Below are 25,088 nucleotides of genomic sequence, written 5' to 3' on the forward strand. Positions count from 1 at the left end.
GAGCCGGATCGGACCGATCCGCCGGAGGAGACTCCCGACCGGTGCCCCTGGTGTGGCCCGGGCCACACCAGGGGCACCGGTCGACATTTGTTACCGACAAGTAGCATGGAGGTCTGCCCCGCGTATCCAGGCCGGCAAGGAGGCCCCATCGTGCCGCGTGAAGTCCGGGACGTCGTCTTCGTCGACGGCGTCCGTACCCCGTTCGGCAAAGCCGGCGGGATGTACGCCCACACCCGCGCCGACGATCTCGTCATCCGCTGCATCCGCGAACTGCTGCGGCGCAACCCGCAACTACCCCCCGACCGGGTCGAAGAGGTAGCCATCGCGGCGACCACCCAGACCGGGGACCAGGGGCTCACCATCGGTCGCACCGCCGCGCTCCTGGCCGGGCTACCCAAGACGGTGCCCGGCTTCGCCATCGACCGGATGTGCGCCGGCGCGATGACTGCGGTCACCTCGGTGGCCGGCGGCATCGCGATGGGCGCCTACGACGTGGCGATCGCTGGCGGGGTCGAACACATGGGCCGGCACCCGATGGGCGAAGGCGTCGACCCCAACCCGCGCATCCTGGCCGAGAAGCTGGTCGACCCGTCCGCGCTGATCATGGGCGCGACCGCAGAGAACCTGCACGACCGGCTGCCCGGCATCACCAAGGCACGCGCCGACGCCTTCGCCCTCGCCTCCCAGGTCAAGACCGCCAAGGCGTACGCCAACGGCAAGCTGCAGCCCGACCTGGTCCCGGTGGCGGTCCGCGACCCGGAGGCCGGCTGGGGGCTGGCCACCGTCGACGAGGCACCCCGGGAGACCTCCCTGGAGAAGCTGGCCACTCTCAAGACCCCGTTCCGGCCGCACGGGCGGGTCACCGCCGGCAACGCCGCCGGGCTCAACGACGGCGCGACCGCCAGCGTGGTCGCCGCCGAGGACGTGGCCCGTGAGCTGGGTCTGCCGGTGGCGATGCGGCTGGTCTCGTACGGCTTCGTCGGCGTGGAGCCGGAGGTGATGGGCGTCGGCCCGATCCCAGCGACCGAGAAGGCCCTGCGGCTGGCCGGGCTGGGCATCGACGACATCGGCCTGTTCGAGCTGAACGAGGCATTCGCCGTCCAGGTGCTGGCCTTCCTCGACCACTTCGGCGTCGACGCCGACGACCCACGGGTCAACCCGTGGGGTGGCGCCATCGCCATCGGGCACCCGCTGGCCTCCTCCGGCGTACGGCTGATGACCCAGCTGGCCCGGCAGTTCGCCGAACATCCCGAGGTGCGCTACGGGCTGACCGCCATGTGCATCGGCATCGGCATGGGCGGCTCGGTCATCTGGGAGAACCCGGCCTGGACCGGCCCGGCAGAGCAGGGAGACGAGAACTGATGCTGCACAATCCCGACGAGGTGGTCACCCGGGCGCTGGTCCGGCAGGTGCACGTGCCCGGACTGGACCGGCCCGCCGCGCTGATCACCCTGGACAACGGTCTGGACCACCGCAAACCCAACACCCTCGGGCCGGCCGGGCTGGCCGGTCTGGATGCGGCGATCACCGAGGCGCTGGCCGGCGAGCCGGCCTTCGTGGCGGTCACCGGCAAGCCGTACGTTTTCTGCGTCGGCGCCGACCTCACCGCGATGCCGCAGCTCGTCGACCGTGAGCAGGCGCTGGAGATCGGCCGGACGGGCCACCGGATCTTCGCCCGGCTGCGCGACAGCGCAGTGCCGACCTTCGCCTTCGTCAACGGTGCCGCGATGGGTGGCGGGCTGGAACTCGCCCTGCACTGCCACTACCGGACGCTGTCCGGCGGAGCGGGTCCGCTGGCCCTGCCGGAGGTGTCCCTCGGTCTGGTGCCGGGCTGGGGAGGCACCCAGTTGCTGCCGAACCTGATCGGCATCCCGGCCGCCGCGCAGGTGATCATCCAGAATCCGTTGACCCAGAACAAGATGCTCAAGCCGAAGCAGGCTGCGGAAATGGGCATCGCCGACATCCTGCTCGAACCGGCCGATTTCCTGGAGCAGTCCCTGCAGTGGGCGGCCAGCGTGGTAGCCGGCGTGGTGACCGTCGACCGCCCGGAGGTCGACCGGGACATGTGGGACGGGGTGCTCTACTTCGCCCGCCAGCTGCTCGACCAGCGGTTGCACGGCGCGGTACCGGCCGCTTACCGGGCCCTCGACCTGCTTGCGCTGGCCAAGGAGACCCCGTTCGCCGAGGGCACAGCTGCCGAGGACGAGGCCCTCGCCGACCTGATCCTGTCCGAGGAGCTGCGCAGCGGGCTGTACGCGTTCGACCTGGTCCAGCGACGCGCCAAGCGGCCGGCCGGCGCTCCCTCGGCGGACCTGGCCCGGCCGGTCACCAAGGTCGGCGTCGTCGGGGCCGGGTTGATGGCCTCCCAGTTGGCGCTGCTGTTCGCCCGCCGACTGCAGGTGCCGGTGGTGCTCACCGACCTGGACCAGGCCCGGGTGGACGCCGGGCTGAGCTACGTGCACTCCGAGATTGAGAAGCAGGTGGGCAAGGGCCGAATCGACACCGGAACGGCGGCGAAGCTGCTGGCGCTGGTGAGCGGGTCGGTCGACAAGAGCACCTTCGCCGACGCCGATTTCGTCATCGAGGCCGTCTTCGAGGACCTCAAGGTCAAGAAGCAGGTGTGGGCCGAGGTTGAGTCGATCGTCGGCCCCGAAACGATCCTGGCCACCAACACCTCGTCGCTGTCCGTCTCCAACATGGCCGCCGACCTGGCCCACCCCGAACGGGTGGTCGGCTTCCACTTCTTCAACCCGGTCGCCGTCCTGCCCCTGTTGGAAATCGTTCGCGGGGAGCGGACCGACGACGTGGCCTTGGCCACCGCGTTCGCCATTGGCAAGCAGCTGCGCAAGTCCTGCGTGCTGGTGTCGGACGCCCCGGCCTTCGTGGTCAACCGGCTGCTGACCCGGTTCCTCGGCGAGATCTTCGCCGCAGTGGACGCCGGCACCCCGCCGGAGGTCGCCGACGCCGCGCTGGACCCGCTCGGCCTGCCGATGCGGCCGCTGGCCCTGCTGCAGCTGGTCGGCCCGCCGGTGGCCCACCATGTCGGCGGTACGTTGCAGGCCGCGTACCCCGACCGGTTCACGGTCAGCGACAACCTGCGGCGGATCGCCGAGTCCGGGCTGCCGCTGATGGTGGACGACGAGATGAATCCCGAGATCGGCAAGCTGCTGGAGGTCGGGTCGCAGCCGTTGACCGCCGAGCAGGTCCGGCAACGGGCCCTCGACGCGTTGGCGCAGGAGGCCCGGCTGATGCTCGACGAGGGTGTGGTCGCCGAACCACAGGACATCGACCTGTGCATGATCCTCGGCGCGGGGTGGCCGTTCCACCTCGGCGGGATCACCCCGTACCTGGACCGGACCGGCACCGCGCAGCGGGTGACCGGCCGGCGGTTCCTACCCGCCGGGGTGGCCAGCAGCCCAGCCGTTTGACCGGACGAAACGGAACGGGATGTCGAGGCCGCCGCCTCGGCCTCGACATCCCGTTTGCCGTCTGAGCTGGCCTACCTGCAGGACAAATTCCAGACCTACCGGTAGGACAAGTTCCTCTGACCCTCAATCACCCGGCCGGCGATGTACAGATCGCCATTCGAGTCGAGAACCGCAATGATCTTCTTTTGACTCCCGTAATGGGTCGTGAAGTAGATCTTGTCCGCTTCCTGCGAGGTCGAGTAGTTCGTGTTGACCGAGAGCTCGATACTGACCGGCGAACTGATCAGGACGTCCTTCTTGGGCGAGCTCTCGTAGACCTGGTTCTGCCGGAGCCGGATGCGCCCGTGAGTGTCACCCTCGTTCCAGTCCGTTGCGAGTCCAAGATCGACGTCGGGCATCGGATCTCCTTTCGTTTGCCCGGAATCCCTCCGGAAGGTCGACTTCCCTGGACGACCGAATCGGAGTCGATACACCTCAGCCAACGTGGCCTATTTCTCCCACCCGATCCGGCGCCAATTCAATGGTAGGACAGCCCCAACTACCTTGGCTAGACACAAAATTTGCCAGCAAGACTGACCAACATCTCTACCTCGATGCAATTTCCACGATGCCCGACCCAACCAACCGACCATTTCGCCACAAATGACTGACCCCCACCGCAACACCCGTTAATTCGAGAAGATGATTCACATAGCCAGTTCCGACAAAACATATTCATCGAACCGAAAGTCAAACCGGTGGAGTGAAGTGAACATTGCTGACACCGGTCCTCGGCAAGCGGGCCGCAGGGTCAGGGCGCGGTGGCAGGTCAGTTCCGACGTATCGGCGAGGCAGCCACCGGCAGTGGCGTGTCAGCAGCCGGCAGCATCAGGGTGACTTCAAGGCCGCCCCCGGGCTGGGCCACCGCGGACACCGTGCCGCCGTGCGCGTCGGCCACTGCCCGCACGATCGACAGACCCAGGCCGGATCCGCGCGCTCCGGTCCGTTCCCGGCCGCCCCGGCGGAACGGCTCGAACAGGCCCGGCACGTCGGCCTGGTCCACCTCGAAGCCGGTGTTGCCGACCAGCAGGTAGACGTGCGAGCCGTGGCTGCCGGTTCGCACCCACAGCCGGCCGTGCAGGTGGTTGTAGCGCACCGCGTTCTCGATCAGGTTGCCGGCCAACCGGTCCAGCAGGCTCGGGTCACCCACCACCACTGCCGGGTCCAGGGCGGTACGCACGTCCAACTTCAACCGGCGGGTCTCAGCCTGGACGGCCGACAACGCCGCGCAGACCCCCTCGGCCAAGTCCCGGGGCACCTTACGAACCAGCCGCCGGCCGGACTGCGCCTCGCTGCTGGCCAGCACCAGCAACGCGTCGAACAGCCCGTTGGCCCGCTCCGATGCGTCCCGGACCACCGTCGCCATCCGCTTGTACTCGGCCAGGTCAGCGGTGTCGTCGGCCATCGTCACGTCGATCTCGGTGCGCATCACCGCCAGTGGGGTACGCAGCTCGTGGGAGGCGTTGGCGACGAACCGCTTCTGAGCCTCGAACGACGCGCTGAGCCGGTCCAGCATGTCGTCGAAGGTCGCGGCAAGCTCGGCCACCTCGTCACCGGTGCCGGAGTAGCCGATCCGCTGGTCCAGGGTCTGTTCGCCGAGCCGCCGGGCGGTCGACGTCACTTGCTGCAGTGGACGCAGCGCCCGACCGACGACGGCGTACGCACCGACCACCCCGACCACGCTGATCGCCAGCAGCGCGACCAGCGCCTTGGCCAGCAGCTCACGGGATGCCCGCTCGACGATCCCGTCCTGCCAGGCGGCCGCGTCCAGTTCGCGACCGTCGGCGAGCACCACGGTGGTCCCGGGCACGAGCTGGTCCGCCGGGCGCAGCGCGTCGGTGACCAGCAGCCAGGCGAGTAGCACGAAGACGGCCAACGAGCCGACCAGCAGGACGGCGTTGAACAAGGTGAGCCGCAGCCGCAGGGTCGGCCGGGGGGTGCGCAGCGTCGGCCAGCGTCGACCCGGCGAACCCGTCGTTGACGCCGCCGGGGCGGCGGGTCCGGGCAGCCGGATCACTGGTACGCCTCGTCGGGCAGCTCCGGTCCGGCGACCCGGTACCCGGCACCGACCACGGTCTCGATCAGCGGAGGTTCCCCGAGCTTGCGGCGCAGCGTCATCACCGTCACCCGTACGGTGGTGGTGAACGGATCAGTGTTGGCGTCCCAGACCCGCTCCAGCAGCTCCTCGCTGGACACCACCGCGCCGCGCGCCTTGACCAGCTCCTCCAACACGCCGAACTCCTTGCGGGTGAGGTCGACCGGCTGGCCGTCCCGGGTGGCCACCCGGCGGGCGGGGTCAACGGTCAGGTCAGCGATGGTCAGCACCGGCGGGGCCGCCGGGGTGGCCCGCCGACCAAGGGCCTGCACCCGGGCGACGAGCTCGGTGAACGCGAACGGCTTCGGCAGGTAGTCGTCGGCGCCCAACTGCAGACCTTCGACGCGGTCGGCGACGGTGCCGCTGGCGGTCAGCATCAGCACCCGGGTGAGAGCGCCGGAGCTGACCAGGTCCGCGCAGATCTGGTCACCGTGCACGCCGGGCAGGTCGCGGTCGAGCACCACCACGTCGTATCGGGTCACGAAGGCCATCTCATGTCCGGCGGAGCCGTCGTACGCCACATCGACCGCCATGCCCTGCCGACGCAGCCCACGGACGATCGCGTCGGCGAGGTTCCGCTCGTCCTCGACCACCAGTACCCGCACCGCGACCTCCTGTACCCGTCCGGTCCCACCCTGCGCAGGCCGGCGTTAAGCCTGTGTGAAGCAGCTGGGATGAATTACAAACCAGTCGAATCGTGCCCGTCGACGGTGGGTACCCGTGGCGAACGCATGGACAGCTCAGGGCGCCGGCGGTGCGGTGCTCTGCCGTACCGTCGGGGTCGTCGCCAGCGCCAACCCGACTTGCCTGGTCTTCTCGCCACGCGCCAGCGCGAGAGCCAACTCGGTGGCGGTGGTGGCCATCGCAACCAACGGTTGGTCGATGGTGGTCAACGGAGGATCCACCAGCTCAGCCAATGGCTAATTGTCGAAACCCACCACGCTGAGGCCGACGGGATGCGCAGGCCGGCCTTTCACCCGGTACGACAGCAAGGTCGAGCAGGACCTCCTCAACACCTTCGATCGGGCGTACGACACCTTCATCTCCCGCGACATCCCGGTGGTCATCGGCGAGTGGGCCCTGCTCAGCTACGACTCAACCCCTTCGCCGGCAAAGCCAACAGCGGCGCCACCTGGACCTCCAACTCCTCTACCAAGGCCGCTCCCCAACTCCGGCGGCGACTACGGACTCCTGCCCTACCGGCCGGGCGTGCTGACCCTACCGGTGGTTCTTCCGCTGCTACCGACGTTGGCGGTCGGCGTCGACGACCGCACGACACCGGCCAGTGGATCCTCATCGCGTTGATCCAGCTTCTTCGTCCTGGACGGTACGTCCGGCCCGAACCGCTTCGGTCCCGACCCGAAGGACCCGCCGCAGTCGGCTGACGCGGGTACGACTCCCGTTGCCTCCGATGTGGTCAGACCGGATACTCAGCTGCGCCGGCCGACACCACGTCGGGTGGTGGACCGTCCGCCGGGAACGTCACCGACAAAGCCCGTGCCGCCCGGCGGATCGTTGTCCGGATCGTCCAGCCCGGAAATCCAGCCGGTCACGTCGCGCGCCACGTCCTGCGCGGTCAGCCGCAGCTCGGCGAGGATCTGCGTCCGGCTGCCGTGCGGATGCCAGTCGGCCGGTACACCGAGATCACGCAGCGGCACCGGCACGTCGGCATCGCGCAGCGCCTTGGCAACGGCGTCCCCGACACCGCCGGTACGTACCCCGTCCTCGACGGTGACCACCAGCCGGTGCGCGGCGGCGAGCTCGACCAGCTCGGCGGCGACCGGACGGACCCAGCGCGGGTCAACCACGGTCACCCCGTAGCCCTGCTCGGCGACCCGGGCCGCCACGTCGACGCCGAGGTGTCCGAACGCGCCGACGGCGACCAGTAGCACATCGTGCCGGTCGGACTCGACCAGCACGTCCACCCCGCCAACCCGACGTAGCGCCGGCAGGTCGGCGGCGACCGAACCGGTCGGGAAGCGCACCAGGGTCGGGCCGTCGTCGACCGCCACCGCCTCGCGTAGCTCCTCACGCAGGGTCGCCGCGTCCCGGGGAGCGGCGATCCGCAGCCCTGGCACCACGCCGAAGACCGACATGTCCCAGATGCCGTAGTGGCTAGGCCCGTCCGGGCCGGTCACTCCGGCCCGGTCCAGCACGAAGGTCACCGGCAGCTTGTGCATCGCCACGTCCAGCAGGACCTGGTCGAACGCCCGGTTGAGGAACGTCGCGTAGACCGCGACGACCGGGTGCAGTCCGCCCATCGCCAGCCCGGCGGCCGAGGTGGTGGCGTGCTGCTCGGCGATACCGACGTCGTACACCCGGTGCGGGTACTTGCGGGCCAGCGACGCGATGCCGGTCGGCTCGGCCATCGCCGCGGTGATCCCGACGACGTCGGGCCGCTCGTCGGCGACCGCCACCAGCTCGTCGGCGAAGACGTGGGTCCACTTCACCGCCGGGGCGGCCAGCAGCTTGCCGGTCTCCACATCGAAAGCGCTGCTCGGACCATGCAGGCAGTCGGCCTCGTCCTCCTCGGCCGGCCGGTAGCCGTACCCCTTGCGGGTCACCACGTGCACAATGACCGGACCGCCGAAACCCTTGGCCCGCTGCAACGCCGACTCGACGGCGGCCAGCTCGTGGCCGTCGATCGGGCCGACGTACTTGATGCCGAGATCCTCGAACATGGTTTGCGGCGCGACCGCGTCCTTGATGCCCTTCTTGACCGCGTGCAGCACCTCGTACATCGGCCGGCCGACCATCGGGGTGGCGCCGAGGGTGTCCTTGACCAGGTCGAGGACCTTCTCGTAGCCGGGGTTCAGCCGTAGCGCCGCCAGGTGGTCGGCCAGACCACCGATGGTCGGCGCGTACGACCGGCCATTGTCGTTGACCACGATGACCAGCGGGTTGCGGGCACCGGCGATGTTGTTCAGCGCTTCCCAGCACATGCCGCCGGTCAGCGCCCCGTCGCCGACGACGGCGACCACGCTGCGCGCCTCGCCGCGCAACGCGTACGCCTTGGCCAGACCATCCGCATAGGACAGTGCGGTGGAGGCGTGCGAGTTCTCGATCAGGTCGTGCTCGCTCTCGGCCTGGCTCGGATAGCCGGACAGGCCACCGCGCTGGCGGAGCTGGTCGAAGGCGGCCTGCCGGCCGGTCAGGATCTTGTGTACGTACGCCTGGTGACCGGTGTCGAACAGGAACCGGTCCCGAGGTGAGTCGAAGACCCGGTGCATGGCGATGGTCAGCTCCACCACACCGAGGTTGGGTCCCAGGTGCCCGCCGGTGCGGGACACCTTGGCGACCAGGAAGTCGCGGATCTCGGCGGACAGCACCGCCAACTCGTCGGCGGAGAGCCGCTTGACGTCCTGAGGTGTGCGGACGGTGGCCAGCAAGCGGCCGTCGGATCCTGCCTCTGCCTGGCTCAATTTCGCTCCCAACTGCCCGGCGCGCGCCGATGTGCGGCGCTGGGCGGCTACCCGGCGGCGGCGTACGCTCCGGCCCGCGTACTGCGTCCGCCCATGACCGCAGAGTCTATCGGGATCGCGCCGCTGCGCAGCGCCGCCGACCAGTCGACGTGCGACCTGCCGGCCTGCCGGCGGATCCGGCCGACCGGGGTCATCGACCGGCGGCCGGGGTGAGCAGGGCGACGCACTCGACGTGCCGGGTCATCGGGAAGCAGTCGTAGCCGTGCAACGCCGTCAGCGACCAGCCGAGGTCGCGGAAGGTGCGCACGTCCCGGGCGAGCGCGGCCGGGTCGCAGGCAACGTAGGCGATGGCCCGCCGGGTGGCCGCTGCGATCCCGGCGACCACCCGGGCGCCCGCACCGGCCCGGGGTGGATCGAGCACCACCAGGTCGACCGGTCCGGTGATCCGGCGGCGGGTCAGCGCCGTCTCCACCCGGGCCGCGACCACCTCGATCCGGGGCAGGTCGGCCAGGTTGAGTCGGGCCGCAGCCACCCCGGCGGGCGACGATTCGACCATCGTGACCCGCCCGTGCGGCCCGGTCCGGCCGGCCACCGCGGCGGCGAACAGACCGGCACCACCGTACAGGTCCCACGCCGACTCGCCGGGACGGGGACGCAGCAGGTCCAGCACCGAGGTGACCAGGGTATCGGCGGCCGCCGGGTGCACCTGCCAGAACGCCCCGGCCGGCAACTGCCAGCGGCGGCCGGCGGCGGATTCGGTGATCTGCGTCACCGGACCGGGCAGCGCGTCGGACACCGCGTCGGGCAGGTCCGACTGCGCACCGGACCCAGCGCCGGACGTCCCCGCCGACCGGGGTGACGACCCGCCGACCGGGGTGACGACGACCTCGCCGGCGGTCGAGGCGACCACCTCGACCGCGTCGACACCCGGCCACCGACGTCCGCTTGCCGGCACCACGGGTGCCGCCTGCACGGTCGGGTGGGCGATCAGGCAGCGGTCCACCGGTACCACCTCGTGTGACCGGTGCTTGAGCAGGCCGGCCCGGTCCGCGGCGTCGACGGTGTAGCGCACCCGGGTCCGCCAGCCGAGCGGTCCACCCGGCAGCGGCCGGACCTGCGGCGCCAACCCGTCGACCTCGGTTTCGGTCAGCCCACCGAGCCGCCGCAACTGCTCCCGGACCACCGCCTCCTTCCAGGCCAGCTGACCGGCCACGGTGACGTGCTGCAGATCGCAGCCACCGCAACGGCCGGCGCCGGCGTACCGGCAGGGCGGCTCGACCCGGTCCGGGGCCGGTTCGTGCACGGTCACCGCGTCACCGCGCAGGTAGCCCCGGTGCGTCTCGGTGATCTCGATGGTGACCAGTTCGCCCGGCAGGGCGTGCCGGACGAAGACCACCTGGCCGTCGACCCGGGCGACGCAGTGCCCGCCGTGCGCCACAGCGCCCACCCGTACCGTCGTCCGATTGCCTTCCGCCAGGTCGGCCCGTGCTGGACTCCCGGCCCCTGCTGAACTCACGGCGTCACCTGTCACCGCGTACCTGCCCCTCCGACGCCGGCCGTTGGCCCCTTGGCCCGGCGGGATCCGCCGGCACCGTCGGCCCGGCCGGATCGGACGCGACAGCCAGATCGTCCGGGTCGACCGGGTCGACCGGATCAGTGGGCATCGGGCGCGGACCGCGCGCCGGGCCGCGACTGAGCGACTCGTCGTACCGGCTCAGGTCCCGGCCGACGCTCGATGCCAGCTGCCATGGGACGCTGGTCACCATCACCCCCGGTTCGAACAGCAGCCGGCCCTTGAGCCGCAGCGCGCTCTGGTTGTGCAGCAGGTTCTCCCACCAGTGGCCGACCACGTACTCGGGGATGAACACGGTGACCACGTCGCGTGGCGCGTCGCGACGCACCGACTTGACGTAGTCGATGATCGGCCGGGTGATCTCCCGGTACGGCGAGTCGACCACGGTCAGCGGCACCGGCAGCTCACGGCGGTCCCACTCGGCCTGCACCGCGCGGGTGTCCGCGTCGTCCACCCGTACGGTGAGCGCGGCCAGCGAGTCCGGGCGGGTGGCCTGGGCGTACGCGACCGCCCGCAGTGTCGGCAGGTGGACCTTGCTGACCAGCACCACGGCGTGGTTGCGGGCGGGCAGCACCGGCCGGCCCTCGACCGGGGTGAGTTCCCGGGCCACCGTGTCGTAGTGCCGGCGGATGCCGAGCATCAGCGCGTACACGCCGGCCATCGCGGCGATCGCGATCCACGCGCCGAGGGCGAACTTGGTGACCAGCACGACGACCAGGACGGCGCCGGTCAGCGTCATGCCGAACCCGTTGATCGCCCGCGCCCGGTGCATCCGACGGCGTACCGCCGGGTCCCGCTCGGTACGCAGTCGCCGGTTCCAGTGCCGCAGCATGCCGGCCTGGGACAGGGTGAACGAGACGAACACCCCGACGATGTAGAGCTGGATCAGCCGGGTCACCTCGGCCTGAAGCACCACGGTCAGCACGATCGCGAAGCCGGCAAGGAACAGGATGCCGTTGCTGAACGCCAGCCGGTCGCCCCGGGTGTGCAGCTGGCGGGGCAGGTACCGGTCCTGGGCGAGGATCGAGCCGAGCACCGGGAATCCGCTGAACGCGGTGTTCGCGGCAAGGAACAGGATCAGCGCGGTCACCCCGGCGGCGACGAAGAGCAGCACACCGGAGCCGAAGACGGTCTCGGCCAGCTGGGCCACCACCGTCTTCTGCACGTAGCCGTCCGGGCCGGACTCGATCTGCAGCGCCGGGTTCTCCACGAACTGCAGCCCGGTGAGCTGGGCCAGCCAGATGATCCCGGCGATCATGGTCACCGACAGCGCGCCGAGCAGCACCAGGGTGGTGGCCGCGTTGCGGCTCTTCGGTGGGCGAAACGCCGGCACGCCGTTGGAGATCGCCTCCACCCCGGTCAACGCCGCGCAGCCCGACGAGAAGGCCCGCAGCAGCAGGAACGCCATCGCGAAGCCGGTCAGGTCGACCCACTCGGCGGCGATGACCAGGTCCGCGCTGGCCGCGCGCAGGTCGTGCCCGAGGATGAAGATCCGGATCAGGCCGGTGGCGATCACCGCGGTGATCACAATGACGAAGCCGTACGTCGGGACGGCGAACATCCGCCCGGACTCCCGCACCCCGCGCAGGTTGAGGGCGGTGAGCGCCACGATGGCGGCCACCGCCACCGGCACCTTGTGCTCGGCCACGAACGGCAGCACCGAGCCGAGGTTGGCCACCCCGGAGGCGACCGAGACGGCGACAGTGAGTACGTAGTCGATCAGCAGGGCGCTGGCCACTGCGACGCCGAACCGAGGACCGAGGTTGACGGTGGCCACCTCGTAGTCGCCGCCGCCCGACGGGTAGGCGTGCACGTTCTGCCGATAGCTGGCGACCACGGTGACCATCACCACCGCCACCGCCAGAGTGACCCACGGCGAGTAGACGAACGCGGCCGCCCCGGCGATGGACAGGGTCAGCAGGATCTCGTCCGGCGCGTACGCCACCGAGGAGAGCGCGTCGGACGAGAAGACCGGCAGCGCCACCCGCTTGGGCAGCAGGGTGTGCTGGAGCCGGTCGGACCGGAACGGCCGGCCCAGCAGCAGCCGTTTGATCAGGGAGGTCGGACTGGCCACAAGCGCTAAGGGTACGGCCGTCCGGCTCCCGACGAATCCGGGTGGCTGATCACGCGGCCCGCCCGCCGGCACGGTACGGTCGGCGCGTCATCCGGCCGCCGCGTGGCAGGCTGGCAGGTGAACGTGGCGACCGAACCGGCACTCGTCCGACGGATCGCCCGGCGGGAGGGCTCAGGTGCACGTGGTGATCATGGGTTGCGGCCGGGTCGGCTCGACCCTGGCACACAACCTGGAGGACCGCGGCCACTCGGTCGCGGTGATCGACAAGGACGCCAACGCGTTCCGTCGGCTACCCAACGACTTCGCCGGCACCCGGGTCACCGGCTCCGGCTACGACCGCGACGTGCTGCAGTCCGCCGGAATCGAGCAGGCCGACGCGTTCGCCGCGGTCTCCAGCGGAGACAACTCCAACATCATCTCGGCCCGGCTGGCCCGCGAGACGTTCGGCGTGTCCCGGGTCGCCGCCCGCATCTACGACCAGCGGCGGGCCGAGGTCTACGAACGGCTCGGCATCCCGACGGTGGCGACCGTACGGTGGACCGCCGACCGGATGCTGCGTCACCTGGTCCCCGAAGGGCACGTGGAGATCTTCCGAGACCCGACCAGCACGGTCTCGATCGTCGAGGTGCCACTGCACCGGGAGTGGATCGGGCGGCCGCTGCAGGCGCTGGAGCGGGCGGCCGGCACCCGGGCGGCGTACCTGATGCGGTTCGGAATCGGCACGCTGCCGACCCCGTCCACCGTGCTGCAGGAGGGTGATCAGGTCTTCATGCTGGTCACCGACGACATCGCCGACGCCGTCACGTTGACCGCCAGCAGCCTGCCGGAAGGAGCGCGGTGATGCGGGTGGCCATCGCGGGTGCCGGCAACGTCGGCCGGTCCATCGCCCAGGAGCTGATCGGCAACGGCCATCAGGTGACCCTCGTCGAACGTAATCCCGCACTGGTCCTGCCGGACCGGGTGCCGGAGGCCGACTGGGTGTTGGCCGACGCATGCGAGGTGGCCAGTCTGGAGGACGTCGAGCTGAGCACGTACGACGTGGTCGTCGCGGCCACCGGTGACGACAAGGTGAACCTGGTGGTCTCGCTGCTGGCCAAGACGGAGTTCAGCGTGCCCCGGGTAGTGGCGCGGGTAAACCGGGCCGAGAACGAATGGCTGTTCACCGAGCAGTGGGGCGTCGACGTGGCGGTCAGCAAGCCACGGGTGATGGCGGCGCTGGTCGAGGAGGCGGTGACGGTCGGCGACCTGGTCCGGCTGATGACCTTCCGGCAGGGTGAGGCGAACCTGGTGGAGATCACCCTGCCGGTCGACGCCCCGTACGTCGGACATGCCGTCCGCACCGTGCCGCTGCCCCGCGACTCCGCCCTGGTGGCGATCGTCCGTGGCAAGCGGGTACTGACCCCCGGCCCGGACGACCCACTCGAACCCGGCGACGAACTCGTCTTCGTCTGCACCGCTGAGGTGGAGGACGAGGTCCGGGCGGTGGTCCTCGGGGCGGACAGCGTGGCCCGCACCCGGCGCGGCGGGCAACCGCCACCGCCGGTCCGCGGCGAGCAACCGCCACCGCAGGACTGAACCCCAGCCAGCGGACGGGCGGGCGGGCGTCAGTTCGACGCGGCCAGCACCGGTCCGGAGTCGTGGCGATCACGGTTGACCCGACGGACCACCCAGATGGTGATTGCCAGCAGCACTGCGTACGGCGGATAGCCGAGCAGCAGCCGGGAGACGCCCAGCGCGGTCTCCATCGACGCGACGTAGAAGCCGGCCTGTACACCGACTTTGAGCAGCCAGACGACGCCCCAGAGCACGGTCAGCCGGTTGAAGGTGCGGATCAGCACCGGGTCGGCGCGCCACTTGGAGCGGCCACCTGCCGCGAGCACCGACCAGATCCAGCCGACCAGCGGTTGGCGGATCACCACCGAGCCGAGCAGGGCCAGTCCGTAGCCGATGCCGTACAGGATGCCGGGCAGGTAGAAGTCGCGTTCCTCGCCGGTCCGCCAGGCGAGCAGGGCACCGATGCCGATGCCGAACAGCCCGTTGACCGCGTGCCGGATCGGACGGCGCTGCAGCAGCCGGACCACCGCGATACCGACCGCGACACTCACCGCCGCGATCAGCGCCACCGACAGGTCCCAGATGACGTTGCAGACCACGAAGACGGCGATCGGCACGCTCGACTCGACGAGCCCGCGCCAGCCGCCGAGCTGCTCGGCCATCTGCTCGGTGATGCTCGGCAGGCGTTCCTCGTCATTGCCGGCTGCCGGGGGGTGCTGTCGAGAAATCATTGGCACCGCCTTCCTTTGTTGGTGGCGGCGCCGGACGTGACCGGCCGGCTCACCGGGGGAATTCCAACTCGTAGTGCGGGTTGTAAATCACCTTACGGTCGTCGCGGACCGCGACCCGGCCGCGGGCGGTGAGCTGGCGGCCCGGTTCGATACCGGCGATCCGTCGCCGGCCCAGCCAGACCAGGGTGACGACGTCGCTACCGTCGTAGAGGTCGGCCTCCAGGCTCGGCAGGTTGGTCCGAGGGCAGTAGACCACGGTACGGAGCCGACCAGAGACCGAGACAACCTCGCCGCGGTGACACTGCCCGGCGGGGGTAGCTCCGCACTCGGCGCTCTCCCGCTGCAGCTGTTCGGCGTCCAGCTCGGCTTCGGTGGCGGCGAGCCGGCGCAGGAACCGGCGCAGCGACGGACGGCGTTCATCGATCGCCATGACCGTCTGCCCTCCTCGGCGTCGCCGGTGCGGCGCGGATCCACGTCGGGTGCGGACCGCCCCACCAGGGTACGCCGCGACCGGCACCGGCAAACTGGCCGGTGCCGCCCGGCCCATCGGTGCGCCCGGCCCGCCAGTGCCGCTACGGCGGGGCGGCGGCGCGCTACGGCGTGGCCGGCGGCGACTGCCGCGCCTGCTCGGCGAGTTCGCGGGGCAGCCGCAGCGGCAGCGGTTCGCGTACCGGCTTGGCTTCCTGACCGCGGTCGACGACCAGACCGTGCAGCACCTCGGTGAGCGTCGCGGCGGCCGACGGATCCACGGCGGCCGGGCCCTGGAACAGCGCCCGTACCATCCAGCGTGGTCCGTCGATGCCGACGAACCGCAGGTCGGTGCCGCCATCCGGGGTACGCACCTGGGCCAGCAGCTCAGGGCCGTACTCGCCGGTGGTCTCCCGGACGGTCGCCCCGTCGCGGCGCAGCGATTCGGTGATCTCGACGCGCACCTCGTCCCAGATGCCCTCGGTACGCGGTGCGGCGAAGGCCCCGAGCTGCAGCGCGCTGCCCCGGTTGGCGAGGACCACCTGCTGGATCGCCCCGTCCGGGTTGGCCTGGACCCGGACCTCGACCCCTTCGATCGCGGGGACCTGCAGGCTGCCCAGGTTGAGCCGGCGGACGCCGGTCGGGGCCTCGGTCACGTCGTACGGGCCCTGCGTCGGGTTGCCGGGCGCCAGGTCGTCGGTCTCGGGACCGACGGGTCCGTCCTGCGCGTGCCGGCCGCGCCCGCGGCCGCGGGAGAAGACCACGATGCCAACCTTCCGTATGCGCTGTCGTTGGTCAGCGGGCTGCCGGTTCGGCCGGGGTCGGCTGGGCCACGACGGACAGGCCGGCATGGCCGCCGGTCGAGCCGTGACCGGCGGAACCTCGCGCCGAGTCGGGCAACTCGTCAACGACAGAGAACTCTGCTGTTTCGACGCGTTGTATCACAAGTTGCGCTATCCGGTCACCTCGACAAATCCGTGCCGGCCGGGACAGATCGTGGTTGATCAGGTTCACCAGGATCTCACCGCGGTAGCCCGCGTCGACCGTACCGGGGGCGTTCAGCACGGTGACGCCCAGCCGCGCGGCGAGGCCGGAGCGGGGGTGGACCAGCCCGACGTACCCGGCCGGCAACGCGACCGCCACCCCGGTACGCACCAGCGCCCGCGCGCCGGGCGCCAACTCGGCGTCCTCGGCGGCGTACAGATCGGCTCCGGCGTCGCCGGGATGGGCGTAGCCCGGCACCGGCAGACCCGGATCGAGTCGGCGTACCGCCACCCGCACCGTGTCAGACATGAACCCCCACCCTCTCCGCCACCACCGACCGGGACGACTCCTGCGGACCACAGGCCGCCGAACACACCCCGCTGCCGGGTCCGTACCCTCGGATGACGTGGCATCCGCTTCCGCCGAACCCGACACACCGTACCGGGCCGTCGTGCACTACCGGGAGCGACTCCGCCTGCCGTGGTGGCTCTGGGTGGGCGGGTCGGCGCTCGCCGCCTTCCTGGCGGCCGAGATCTGGATGGGCACCTCCGGGGTCCGGGCCTGGCTGCCGTTCAGCGTGCTGCTGCCGTCGACCGTCGCCGGCCTGTGGTGGCTGGGGCGAATCCCGATCCGGGTCACCTCGGACGAGCTCCAGGTCGACGACGCCCGACTTCCCCTGCGGTACGTGGCCGAGGTCGTCGCTCTGGACGGGGACGGGCGCCGGGAACTGCTCGGAGTAGGCGCCGACCCACTGGCGTTCGTCATCCAACGGCCGTGGATCGCCGGCGCCGTACAGGTCGTACTGAATGATCCGGCGGACCCCACGCCGTACTGGGTGGTGAGTACCCGGGATCCGGTCCGGTTGGCCGGCGAGATCCGCGCCGCCCAGCAGAGCCAGGCAGCCGGCGCGACCGGTGACCGCGCGACGGATGGCGGCGCCGCTGCCGACCCGCCGGCCAGCTGAGACGCCCGGATCATTCGGGCCGTGGGCGCACGCCTCCGATCGCCGGTGGGGCCGGCGGATGCATCAGACCGAGCGCCCGCCGCTGGCTACGCAGGTCGGCGCGGACGCGGTCGGCGAGTGCCCGGGTCGCCCGACGGTTGAGGTAGCTGGCCACCGCCGCGCCGGTCAGAAACGGGCCGAGGGTGGTGAGGTTGCGGCCGAACCGGCGAAGCAGCAGCTCACCCAGCTCGCGACGGGCCGCGGTGCCGAGCACCGCGGCCACTCCGACACCGGGCACCATCGGGTTGACGCCCCGCTGGTTGGCCCAGGCGTGGATCATGTTGACGGCGCGCTCCGTGCCGGCGCCGGGCACCGGTACGCCGTACACCTGGTGCAGCTCGCCGACCAGTTTGAGCTCCACGGCCACGACGGCGACCGTCTCGGCCGCCAGCAGTACCGGCGCGGACAGCAGGGTCGGGGTGACGGTCCACTGGACCGCCGAGACGCCGCCACCCGCCGCGCCGATCCCGGCGCTGACCCGGCTGGCGTTGCGAATCAACCGCTCGGCCAGCTCCTCGTCGTCGAGGTCCGGATGGTGCCGGCGCAACGTGGCCAGGTCACGGACCGGGAGGTACGGGGCGACGTCGGCCACCGCCTGGACCAGCCACCGGCCCGCCGCCGCTGGCTTGAACAGCTCGGTCACGCCGCGCCGACGCAGTTGTTCCACGAGCCGCCCCAGCAGGCGTCGCCGGTCGACCGGCGGAGTAGCGTCCCCGGTCAGTTCCGCCACTGTGGCGGCGAACCGGTCGGTCCCGGCCGAGTCGCCGTCCAGCGCGGAACGGTCGGGATCGGTCATGCTGCCTCCAGAGCCGACGGCCGGACGCGGTCACGGCGACTGCGGCGACCTCGTGTCGAGGTCGCCGCGTGTCCCCCTCTTCCCCCCATTTGTCGTCAGGTGCACTCGCGACAGATCAGCTCGTTGTTGCGCTCGACGGCGAGTTGGCTGCGGTGGTGGACCAGGAAGCAGCGCGCGCAGCGGAACTCGTCCGACTGCATCGGCAGCACCTTCACCGTCAGTTCCTCGTCCGCCAGGTCGGCACCGGGCAGCTCGAAGCTCTCGGCCACCTCGGCTTCGTCCACATCGACGGCGCCCGACTGTGAGTCGACGCGCCGTGCCTTGAGCTCCTCCAGGCTGTCCTCGCCGAGGTCGACCTCGTCGCGACGCGGAGCGTCGTAGTCGGTGGCCATCGGTTCACTCTCCCGTATCGTTCAGTCGCTTCCGGTGATAACGCCGGACGACGGTATTTCGGTTCCCGTGCGAGCCTTGGTGGGACCACGTCCCGGCGAAACGTCCCGTTTAGCGCCGTTTTGCGGTTGCCGCAGGAAACTCCCCCCGCGAGCGCGGTACCTTACCCCTCTCTGGCCGACGCATGTATACCGCCCTTGTGGGACTGATGTACGCCCAGACACCGGAAGTTGTTCCCAGTGTGACTCAGGCGACACGAAAATAGGGGTACCCGCAGGCCGATCGGCGCCGGCACGCCGGCCGGACGGCGAGCTGTTTACCGTGCCGTCCGGACAACCGCTAACCTCGGCGGGCATACTCGGTACTCGCCAGTGCGGCGGGCCGACACCCGGCACCGCCACACCTCGCAGGGGGCCAGATCCATGAGCTTTGCGCGCGTGCGAGCGCTCGTCGTCATCGGCGGACTTGTCGTGTTCGCCCTGGTCTTCGTCATCGTCGCGATGGTCCGCGACAGCCAGGGGGGCGAGGCCACCGCGACCACCTGCCCGGACGGCTGGGCCCTGGCCGACGTCCAGCTCCGGGAGGCCAAGGACGTCCGACTCAATGTCTACAATGCGACCGACACCAGCGGGCTCGCCACCAACATCGCCGACGATCTGAGCAACCGCAACTTCCAGATCGAGGAGGCGGCCAACGACCCGGAGGGGCGGCGGATCGACGACGTGGCCGTACTACGGTACGGCCCCGAGGCGGTCGGCTCCGCCCACCTGATGCGCGCGTACTTCCTCGACCAGGCCAGGACCGAGTACGACCCGGCCCGCGAGGACAACATCGTGGACGTGGTCATCGGCAACGCGTTCCGGCAACTGGCGACCACCACCGAGGTGAACCAGTCACTGGCGGCACTGGGCAAGCCGGTGCTGCCGCCGCAGACCTGCGCCGCGCCCGAGGACTGACCGACCGGCCCTCACGGCCCGCCGGCGGCGTCCAGCCGGATCAGGTGCCCCTGCAGCGCCGGAAACAGCGCCGGTGGGGCGGCCACCACCATCTGCGGGCCGGCCGGAGCCCCGGCCAGTCCAGCGACCAGCAGACCCGCTTCCGCCGCCACCAGACCCCCCGCCGCGTGGTCCCAGGGGTTGAGCCCCTTCTCGAAGTACGCGTCGACCTGGCCCTCGGCGGCCAGGCACAGGTCGATCGCCGCCGCGCCGAACCGGCGGATGTCCCGCACGTGCGGGATCAGGCCGACGAGCACCTGCGCCTGGTGCACCCGACGCGCCGAGTGGTAGCCGAATCCGGTGGCGACCAGCGCCTGAGCCAACTCCGACTGATCTGAGCCGGTTAGCCGCCGCCCGTCGCGGTAGGCACCGCCGCCCCGCACGGCGGTCCACTCGGCCCCGGTGGCGGCGTTGTGAACCACTCCCGCGACCACTTCGCCGTCCACCTCAGCGGCGAGCGACACGGCGTAGTTCGGCAGCCCGTACAGGTAGTTCACCGTGCCGTCGATCGGGTCGAGGATCCACCGCACCCGACCCCCGGCCGGGACGGAGTCTCCGTACTCCTCACCCAGCACGGAGTCGGCCGGGCGCCGCTCGCCCAGCGCCGCGACGGCCTGCCGTTCGACCGCTCGGTCCGCGGCGGTGACCGCGTCGGTCGCGGTGCTCTTGGTGGCCAGCCCGGATACCCCGGCCCGGCGCATCTCGGCCGCGGTACGCGCCGCCGCCCGCGCGACGTCGACCGCGATTTCCAGCAGGTGGTCCGGTTCGGGTGTCCGCTCCGCCATCGTCTCCCCTTCTCCGCCGTACGCCCGGTCGCCGACCCCGCTGACGGACCCGCGAGGGGCGGCCGGGGACCGGGTGGCCGCCTCGGCCGGGTGGTCAGCGACAAACACCCGTACGGCAGGGGTAACATCCTGTCAAAGTCCACGTTCGTTCCATGTCGGTGGCCCCCGACCGGCGGCTGGCTCGCGCGTGGCGGGATGATCCCCACAAACGGCGTTACAATTCACGCCTGCCCTCGTGTCACGGTCAGCCGGTCCGGCCGGTGGAGCGGTCGCGGGGGGACACAATCACAACCGGCACGTCGCTCCGCGCTGCGGTGGCCGGTCCGGCCGTGCTCGTTCATCGCCTCCGGAAGGTCATTCGTGACAGAACTCCGCCACACCGGCGCCGACGTACGCTCGCTAACCGACACCCTGATCGCCCATGCCGAACAGGCCGGCGGTCAGCTAACGTCGGCCGAGGTCGCACGGACGGTTGAGTCCGCCGAAGTGACTCCGGCCCAAGCCAAGAAGATTCTCCGCGCGCTCGCCGACGCCGGAGTCACCGTCGTCGTGGACGGCTCGGCCAGTACCCGACGCCGGGTCGCCGCGGCCCGGTCCGCCACCCCGGCGTCCAAAGCCACCACGGCCAAGACCACCCGTCGGGCCCCGACCGCCCCGAAACAGGCGCCGGGCCCCGACGAGCCGGCCCCGGCGGTGGCCGTGCCGGCGAAGAAGGCCACCACCCGCAAGGCCACCACGGCGGCGGTGCCAGCCGCAGCGCAGAACGGCACCCCGGCCCCGGAGCCGGCGGCCAAGCCCGCCGCGAAGCCCGCGCCGAAGAGCACCCGGACCCGGGCCGCCAAGGCGGCCGGTGGTGGTGCCCCGGCCAAGGCCGCCGGCGCCACGCCAGCCGGCAAGGCCCCGGCCAAGGCGGGCAAGGCCACCGCGAAGGACGGCAGCAAGCCGGACGCGCCGGACGAGGAGATCGATCCGGAGACACTGGCGGCAGAGATTGAGGACGTCGTGGTGGAGGAGCCGGCCGAGCTCGCCCAGGCGGCCGAGGCCGACGCCACCCGGGACAACGACTTCGAGTGGGACGACGAGGAGTCCGAGGCGCTCAAGCAGGCCCGCCGGGACGCCGAGCTGACCGCCTCGGCCGACTCGGTCCGGGCGTACCTGAAGCAGATCGGCAAGGTGCCGCTGCTCAACGCCGAGCAGGAAGTCGAGCTGGCCAAGCGGATCGAGGCCGGGCTGTACGCGGCGGAGCGACTGCGGGCCGCCGACGAGAGCGACCAGAAGATGCCCACCCAGCTGACCCGGGACCTGGGCTGGATCTCCCGAGACGGGGAGCGGGCCAAGAACCACCTGCTGGAGGCAAACCTGCGACTGGTGGTCTCGCTGGCCAAGCGGTACACCGGTCGGGGGATGGCCTTCCTCGACCTGATCCAGGAGGGCAACCTCGGCCTGATCCGGGCCGTCGAGAAGTTCGACTACGCCAAGGGCTACAAGTTCTCCACCTACGCCACCTGGTGGATCCGCCAGGCCATCACCCGTGCCATGGCCGACCAGGCCCGCACCATTCGGATCCCGGTGCACATGGTCGAGGTGATCAACAAGCTGGGTCGTATCCAACGCGAGCTGCTGCAGGACCTGGGCCGTGAGCCCACGCCGGAGGAGCTGGCCAAGGAGATGGACATCACACCGGAGAAGGTGCTGGAGATTCAGCAGTACGCCCGGGAGCCCATCTCGCTGGACCAGACCATTGGCGACGAGGGCGACAGCCAACTCGGTGACTTCATCGAGGACTCCGAAGCCGTGGTGGCGGTGGACGCGGTCTCCTTCTCGTTGCTGCAGGACCAGCTGCAGCAGGTGCTGCAGACCCTGTCGGAACGCGAAGCCGGGGTGGTCAGGTTGCGGTTCGGTCTCACCGACGGGCAGCCGCGGACGCTGGACGAGATCGGACAGGTCTACGGGGTAACCCGGGAACGGATCCGCCAGATCGAGTCCAAGACGATGTCCAAGTTGCGACACCCGTCACGTTCACAGGTGCTCCGGGACTACTTGGACTGACCGATTCAGGACAACCGAATGTGTAACTTTGGTCACTTGGTGTCTACCAAGCCCAGGTCATCACAACGTTACCCGGCGGTGATCGTTGACGTGGCACCCTTGGTTCACGGCACACTGTGCCTACCAGGTGTGAGCCCGGTCCCCCGGGGGCACATCGGGAAGGCGGGGACCCCCGCCGGTGTTGGACGATGGGTGACAGACCGAAGAGTGTGTTCATCGGTGACGACCAGAGGAGGAAGGCGATGACCCCGACTCTCACGCCTCCGGAGACGGTGGATGCCCTAGGCGCCGATGAACGGTGCGACCGGTGCAACGCGGCCGGCAAACTACGGGTGACCTTGGCGGGCGGCAGCGAGTTGGTGTTCTGCGGACACCACGCCAACAAGTACGCCGACGATCTCGTCAAGATCGCGGTGCAGTTCAAGGCCGACCCTGAGTTCACTTGGCGTGGCGCCGATCTGATGGCCAACTGACACGACGAGACCACCTGGACAGCGACGACGGCTGGGCCCCACCGGACGGTGGGGCCCAGCCCTTCTTTTGGCCACGCCAGCCAGGACGCCCTGCGGCGGCCCTGCCACCTGGAAGCCGAGGTCTTCGACCTGGTGTCCCGGTGACTCGACCGGTACCGCCAACGCGCGGAGGAGCTGGTGCAGACTTCCACCTACGACGGGGTGCCCGACGGGGTCAGCCTGGACACCGCCACCTTCGAGGACCTGCCGGACGGCGGCACCCGGATCACCGTACTGTCGCTGGTCGAGAACCTGGTCACCCGCGACCAGATGCTGGCCAGCGGGATGGAGCACGGCGTCCGCGAGGGATACGAGAATCTCGACCACCTGCTGGTGACCGGCTGACCGGGACCTACCCGGGTCACAGCGTCTGCACCATCGCGATCCGCTCCTCCAGCTGCTCGATGGTGGCCTGCGCGCTCGGCGGGCCGCCGCACCGCCGCCGCAACTCGGCGTGAATTTTGCCGTGCGGCAGCCCGGTGCGGTGGTGGTGCGCGGCGACCAGGGCGTTCAGCTGACGGCGCAGGGTGATCCGACGCTCCCCGGCGGTCGGTGGCCGTTCCGCCGGCCGGGCGGCGGGTACCGGTTGCTCCGTCGACCGGGCCCGCCGCTGCGCCGCGACCTGCTCGGCCTGCCTACGGTTCAGCAGCACCGTGACCTGATCGGGGGTGAGCAGGCCGGGCAGGCCGAGGTACTCCTCCTCCTCGGCGGTGCCGGCCTGGGCCCCGGTACCAAACGAGGCGCCGTCGAAGATCACCTGGTCCAGCTCGGCGGTGGCCGACAACGCCTCGAACCGCTTTTCCAGCTCCCCGCTGGCCTGCTCGTTGCGCTGGGCACGCTCCAGCAGGTCGTCGTCGAAGCCCTCCCGCTTCTTGGCCGCCCCGATCACATGGTCCCGCTCGGCCTCCATCTCACTGGCCAGCCCGAGCAGGTGCGGGACGCTCGGCAGGAACACCGTCGCCGACTCCCCCGGCCGGCGGGCCCGGACGAACCGGCCGATCGCCTGGGCGAAGTACAGCGGCGTCGAGGCGCTGGTCGCGTACACGCCGACGGCCAGCCGGGGGACGTCCACCCCTTCGGAGACCATCCGGACCGCCACCATCCAGCGCTGCTCGGACCGGGCGAACGTGGCGATCCGGGCCGACGCGCCGGCGTCGTCGGAGAGCACCACCGCGGCCTTCTCCCCGGTCAGTCGCTCCAGCAGTCGGGCGTACGAGCGGGCCGCCGCCTGATCGCTGGCGATGACCAGACCACCGGCGTCGGACATGCCGCCGTCACGCAGGAAGGTGAGCCGGGCGTCGGCCGCGCGCAGCACCGCCGGCATCCAGTCGCCGGCCGGATCCAGCGCGGTCCGCCAGGCCTGGGCGATGAGGTCCTGGGTCATCGGCTCGCCCAGCCGGGCGGCGAGTTCGTCCCCGGCGCTGGTCCGCCACCGGGTCTCCCCCGAGTAGGCCAGGAACAGCACCGGCCGGACCACCCCGTCGCGCAGCGCGTCGGAGTAGCCGTAGATGCTGTCCGCCCGGGACCTCGGCAGGCCGTCGCCGCCAGCTTCGTAACGCACGAACGGGATCGGGTTGTCGTCCGAGCGGAACGGCGTACCGGTGAGCATCAGCCGGCGGACGGCCGGCTCGAACGCGGCCTTGATCCCGTCGCCCCAGGACCGGGAGTCACCGGCGTGGTGGATCTCGTCGAGGATGACCAGCGTCCGCCGGGTCATCGTGCGCCGCCGGTGCACCTGGGGGGCCATCCCGACCTGGGCATAGGTGACCACCGCGCCGTGAAAGTCGGCGGCCGAGTGCAGGTCGGCGTTGCGGAACGCGGCGTCGAGCTGGATGCCGACCCGGCCGGCCGCCGCCGCCCACTGGGTCTTCAGGTGCTCGGTCGGTGCGACCACGGTGACCGCCTCGACGGTGCCGTCGGCCAGCAACTCGGCCGCGATCCGCAGCGCGAACGTGGTCTTACCGGCACCCGGCGTGGCGACGGCGAGGAAGTCCTCGCTGCGCCGGCGCAGATACTCCACCAGTGCCCGGCGCTGCCAACCGCGCAGCGCCGGGAACGTGTCGACCGTCGGCATGGTGGTCGGCACGCGAACCCCTTTCCCCCGTGATCGGGTCCAGACCAGCCGGCGATCACGGAACCGTCTACCCGCCCGGCCGGCGGCCGTGACCGGAGTGCAGTCGACGGCCACGA

25 protein-coding genes are annotated in these 25,088 nt (G+C 70.8%); 10 read left to right on the forward strand and 15 right to left on the reverse strand.

The window, feature by feature from the left end; all coding sequences use genetic code 11:
* Nucleotides 1-150: 150 nt before the first annotated feature.
* Together ACFHWU_RS14800 and ACFHWU_RS14805 are read left to right on the forward strand one after the other, a co-directional pair.
* Nucleotides 151-1,362: a thiolase family protein gene (locus tag ACFHWU_RS14800; RefSeq protein WP_416568395.1), complete on the forward strand. Its 1,212-nt coding sequence runs from the start codon at nt 151-153 to the stop codon at nt 1,360-1,362.
* The gene (locus ACFHWU_RS14805) at nt 1,362-3,428 is read left to right on the forward strand and encodes a 3-hydroxyacyl-CoA dehydrogenase NAD-binding domain-containing protein (RefSeq protein WP_416590807.1); all 2,067 of its coding nucleotides are present in this window, start codon (nt 1,362-1,364) and stop codon (nt 3,426-3,428) included. Before ACFHWU_RS14800 ends, ACFHWU_RS14805 begins: the two co-directional genes overlap by 1 nt.
* A 95-nt stretch (nt 3,429-3,523) precedes the next feature.
* Here ACFHWU_RS14805 and ACFHWU_RS14810 read toward each other — a convergent pair whose 3' ends face one another.
* The 4 genes from ACFHWU_RS14810 to ACFHWU_RS14825 all read right to left on the reverse strand — a co-directional run bounded on the left by ACFHWU_RS14810 (nt 3,524) and on the right by ACFHWU_RS14825 (nt 6,479).
* The gene (locus ACFHWU_RS14810) at nt 3,524-3,826 is read right to left on the reverse strand and encodes a DUF6342 family protein (protein ID WP_416555727.1); all 303 of its coding nucleotides are present in this window, start codon (nt 3,824-3,826) and stop codon (nt 3,524-3,526) included.
* 410 nt (nt 3,827-4,236) lie between these two features.
* Nucleotides 4,237-5,412 (reverse strand): sensor histidine kinase, encoded by a 1,176-nt coding sequence (locus ACFHWU_RS14815; RefSeq protein ID WP_416555765.1) that lies wholly within the window; start codon nt 5,410-5,412, stop codon nt 4,237-4,239.
* A gap of 68 nt (nt 5,413-5,480) precedes the next feature.
* Complete coding sequence (locus ACFHWU_RS14820) at nt 5,481-6,167, reverse strand: response regulator transcription factor (protein WP_282230021.1); 687 nt, start codon at nt 6,165-6,167, stop codon at nt 5,481-5,483.
* A 135-nt stretch (nt 6,168-6,302) separates the two neighbouring features.
* Entirely contained in the window at nt 6,303-6,479 is a 177-nt protein-coding gene (locus ACFHWU_RS14825) for a substrate-binding domain-containing protein (RefSeq protein WP_416590808.1), read from the reverse strand.
* 7 nt (nt 6,480-6,486) lie between these two features.
* On the opposite strand from ACFHWU_RS14825, the gene ACFHWU_RS14830 reads away from it, so the two are divergent.
* On the forward strand, nt 6,487-6,867 hold the full coding sequence (locus ACFHWU_RS14830; protein ID WP_416590826.1) for a hypothetical protein: 381 nt from the start codon (nt 6,487-6,489) through the stop codon (nt 6,865-6,867).
* Nucleotides 6,868-6,992: 125 nt separating this feature from the next.
* Here the strand turns inward: ACFHWU_RS14830 and dxs are convergent, their stop codons facing one another.
* From dxs to ACFHWU_RS14845, 3 genes are all read right to left on the reverse strand, one after another.
* Complete coding sequence (gene dxs, locus ACFHWU_RS14835) at nt 6,993-8,984, reverse strand: 1-deoxy-D-xylulose-5-phosphate synthase (protein WP_416555729.1); 1,992 nt, start codon at nt 8,982-8,984, stop codon at nt 6,993-6,995.
* A 190-nt stretch (nt 8,985-9,174) separates the two neighbouring features.
* Nucleotides 9,175-10,500 carry a class I SAM-dependent RNA methyltransferase gene (locus ACFHWU_RS14840; protein ID WP_416555730.1) on the reverse strand — a complete coding sequence of 442 codons (1,326 nt, stop codon included), beginning with the start codon at nt 10,498-10,500 and terminating at the stop codon, nt 9,175-9,177.
* Nucleotides 10,501-10,504: 4 nt separating this feature from the next.
* Complete coding sequence (locus ACFHWU_RS14845; protein ID WP_416555731.1) at nt 10,505-12,631, reverse strand: APC family permease; 2,127 nt, start codon at nt 12,629-12,631, stop codon at nt 10,505-10,507.
* Nucleotides 12,632-12,806: 175 nt separating this feature from the next.
* Here ACFHWU_RS14845 and ACFHWU_RS14850 point away from each other — a divergent pair, with 175 nt between their 5' ends.
* Both ACFHWU_RS14850 and ACFHWU_RS14855 read left to right on the forward strand, forming a co-directional pair.
* Nucleotides 12,807-13,472, forward strand: coding sequence for a potassium channel family protein (locus tag ACFHWU_RS14850; RefSeq protein WP_278168158.1), 666 nt, complete (start codon nt 12,807-12,809; stop codon nt 13,470-13,472).
* A complete protein-coding gene (locus ACFHWU_RS14855; protein ID WP_416555732.1) occupies nt 13,472-14,206 on the forward strand; it encodes a potassium channel family protein in 735 nt (244 codons plus the stop codon). The genes ACFHWU_RS14850 and ACFHWU_RS14855 overlap by 1 nt, the downstream gene beginning before the upstream one ends.
* 29 nt (nt 14,207-14,235) lie before the next feature.
* Here the strand turns inward: ACFHWU_RS14855 and ACFHWU_RS14860 are convergent, their stop codons facing one another.
* The 4 genes from ACFHWU_RS14860 to dut form a co-directional block, all read right to left on the reverse strand.
* Nucleotides 14,236-14,916: a DUF3159 domain-containing protein gene (locus ACFHWU_RS14860; RefSeq protein WP_416568396.1), complete on the reverse strand. Its 681-nt coding sequence runs from the start codon at nt 14,914-14,916 to the stop codon at nt 14,236-14,238.
* Between the two features lie 49 nt (nt 14,917-14,965).
* A complete protein-coding gene (locus ACFHWU_RS14865; protein ID WP_416590809.1) occupies nt 14,966-15,346 on the reverse strand; it encodes an OB-fold nucleic acid binding domain-containing protein in 381 nt (126 codons plus the stop codon).
* A 163-nt stretch (nt 15,347-15,509) separates the two neighbouring features.
* The gene (locus ACFHWU_RS14870) at nt 15,510-16,148 is read right to left on the reverse strand and encodes a DUF3710 domain-containing protein (RefSeq protein WP_416555734.1); all 639 of its coding nucleotides are present in this window, start codon (nt 16,146-16,148) and stop codon (nt 15,510-15,512) included.
* 31 nt (nt 16,149-16,179) lie between these two features.
* Entirely contained in the window at nt 16,180-16,677 is a 498-nt protein-coding gene (dut, locus tag ACFHWU_RS14875) for a dUTP diphosphatase (RefSeq protein ID WP_278168153.1), read from the reverse strand.
* 97 nt (nt 16,678-16,774) lie between these two features.
* Between dut and ACFHWU_RS14880 the strand changes: the two genes are divergently transcribed.
* Nucleotides 16,775-17,332 (forward strand): DUF3093 domain-containing protein, encoded by a 558-nt coding sequence (locus tag ACFHWU_RS14880; protein ID WP_416555735.1) that lies wholly within the window; start codon nt 16,775-16,777, stop codon nt 17,330-17,332.
* A 10-nt stretch (nt 17,333-17,342) separates the two neighbouring features.
* Here the strand turns inward: ACFHWU_RS14880 and ACFHWU_RS14885 are convergent, their stop codons facing one another.
* A complete protein-coding gene (locus tag ACFHWU_RS14885; RefSeq protein WP_416590810.1) occupies nt 17,343-18,167 on the reverse strand; it encodes a hypothetical protein in 825 nt (274 codons plus the stop codon).
* Between the two features lie 95 nt (nt 18,168-18,262).
* Nucleotides 18,263-18,559 carry a DUF4193 domain-containing protein gene (locus ACFHWU_RS14890; protein WP_123600728.1) on the reverse strand — a complete coding sequence of 99 codons (297 nt, stop codon included), beginning with the start codon at nt 18,557-18,559 and terminating at the stop codon, nt 18,263-18,265.
* Between the two features lie 435 nt (nt 18,560-18,994).
* On the opposite strand from ACFHWU_RS14890, the gene ACFHWU_RS14895 reads away from it, so the two are divergent.
* Nucleotides 18,995-19,513 (forward strand): LytR C-terminal domain-containing protein, encoded by a 519-nt coding sequence (locus ACFHWU_RS14895; protein WP_416555767.1) that lies wholly within the window; start codon nt 18,995-18,997, stop codon nt 19,511-19,513.
* Between the two features lie 11 nt (nt 19,514-19,524).
* Here ACFHWU_RS14895 and ACFHWU_RS14900 read toward each other — a convergent pair whose 3' ends face one another.
* A complete protein-coding gene (locus ACFHWU_RS14900; protein WP_416590823.1) occupies nt 19,525-20,337 on the reverse strand; it encodes an inositol monophosphatase family protein in 813 nt (270 codons plus the stop codon).
* A 360-nt stretch (nt 20,338-20,697) separates the two neighbouring features.
* On the opposite strand from ACFHWU_RS14900, the gene ACFHWU_RS14905 reads away from it, so the two are divergent.
* The 3 genes from ACFHWU_RS14905 (at nt 20,698) to ACFHWU_RS14915 (ending at nt 23,243) form a co-directional block, all read left to right on the forward strand.
* Complete coding sequence (locus tag ACFHWU_RS14905) at nt 20,698-22,386, forward strand: RNA polymerase sigma factor (protein WP_416568398.1); 1,689 nt, start codon at nt 20,698-20,700, stop codon at nt 22,384-22,386.
* 242 nt (nt 22,387-22,628) lie between these two features.
* On the forward strand, nt 22,629-22,859 hold the full coding sequence (locus ACFHWU_RS14910; RefSeq protein WP_123604458.1) for a DUF7455 domain-containing protein: 231 nt from the start codon (nt 22,629-22,631) through the stop codon (nt 22,857-22,859).
* Nucleotides 22,860-23,036: 177 nt separating this feature from the next.
* Nucleotides 23,037-23,243: a hypothetical protein gene (locus ACFHWU_RS14915; protein WP_416590811.1), complete on the forward strand. Its 207-nt coding sequence runs from the start codon at nt 23,037-23,039 to the stop codon at nt 23,241-23,243.
* 16 nt (nt 23,244-23,259) lie between these two features.
* Here ACFHWU_RS14915 and ACFHWU_RS14920 read toward each other — a convergent pair whose 3' ends face one another.
* Nucleotides 23,260-24,972 (reverse strand): DEAD/DEAH box helicase, encoded by a 1,713-nt coding sequence (locus ACFHWU_RS14920; protein ID WP_416555769.1) that lies wholly within the window; start codon nt 24,970-24,972, stop codon nt 23,260-23,262.
* Between the last annotated feature and the right edge of the window lie 116 nt (nt 24,973-25,088).

This window comes from Micromonospora sp. LOL_015 (assembly GCF_048060275.1).
Lineage (GTDB): Bacteria > Actinomycetota > Actinomycetes > Mycobacteriales > Micromonosporaceae > Micromonospora_E.

Excerpts from the sequence above, each read along its gene's own strand:
- ACFHWU_RS14805 (WP_416590807.1), top strand. The coding sequence starts at position 1,362 with ATGCTGCACAATCCCGACGAGGTGGTCACCCGGGCGCTGGTCCGGCAG.
- ACFHWU_RS14810 (WP_416555727.1), bottom strand. The coding sequence starts at position 3,826 with ATGCCCGACGTCGATCTTGGACTCGCAACGGACTGGAACGAGGGTGAC.
- ACFHWU_RS14855 (WP_416555732.1), top strand. The coding sequence starts at position 13,472 with ATGCGGGTGGCCATCGCGGGTGCCGGCAACGTCGGCCGGTCCATCGCC.
- ACFHWU_RS14860 (WP_416568396.1), bottom strand. The coding sequence starts at position 14,916 with ATGATTTCTCGACAGCACCCCCCGGCAGCCGGCAATGACGAGGAACGC.
- ACFHWU_RS14865 (WP_416590809.1), bottom strand. The coding sequence starts at position 15,346 with ATGGCGATCGATGAACGCCGTCCGTCGCTGCGCCGGTTCCTGCGCCGG.
- dut (WP_278168153.1), bottom strand. The coding sequence starts at position 16,677 with ATGTCTGACACGGTGCGGGTGGCGGTACGCCGACTCGATCCGGGTCTG.
- ACFHWU_RS14885 (WP_416590810.1), bottom strand. The coding sequence starts at position 18,167 with ATGACCGATCCCGACCGTTCCGCGCTGGACGGCGACTCGGCCGGGACC.
- ACFHWU_RS14890 (WP_123600728.1), bottom strand. The coding sequence starts at position 18,559 with ATGGCCACCGACTACGACGCTCCGCGTCGCGACGAGGTCGACCTCGGC.
- ACFHWU_RS14900 (WP_416590823.1), bottom strand. The coding sequence starts at position 20,337 with ATGGCGGAGCGGACACCCGAACCGGACCACCTGCTGGAAATCGCGGTC.
- ACFHWU_RS14910 (WP_123604458.1), top strand. The coding sequence starts at position 22,629 with ATGACCCCGACTCTCACGCCTCCGGAGACGGTGGATGCCCTAGGCGCC.
- ACFHWU_RS14920 (WP_416555769.1), bottom strand. The coding sequence starts at position 24,972 with ATGCCGACGGTCGACACGTTCCCGGCGCTGCGCGGTTGGCAGCGCCGG.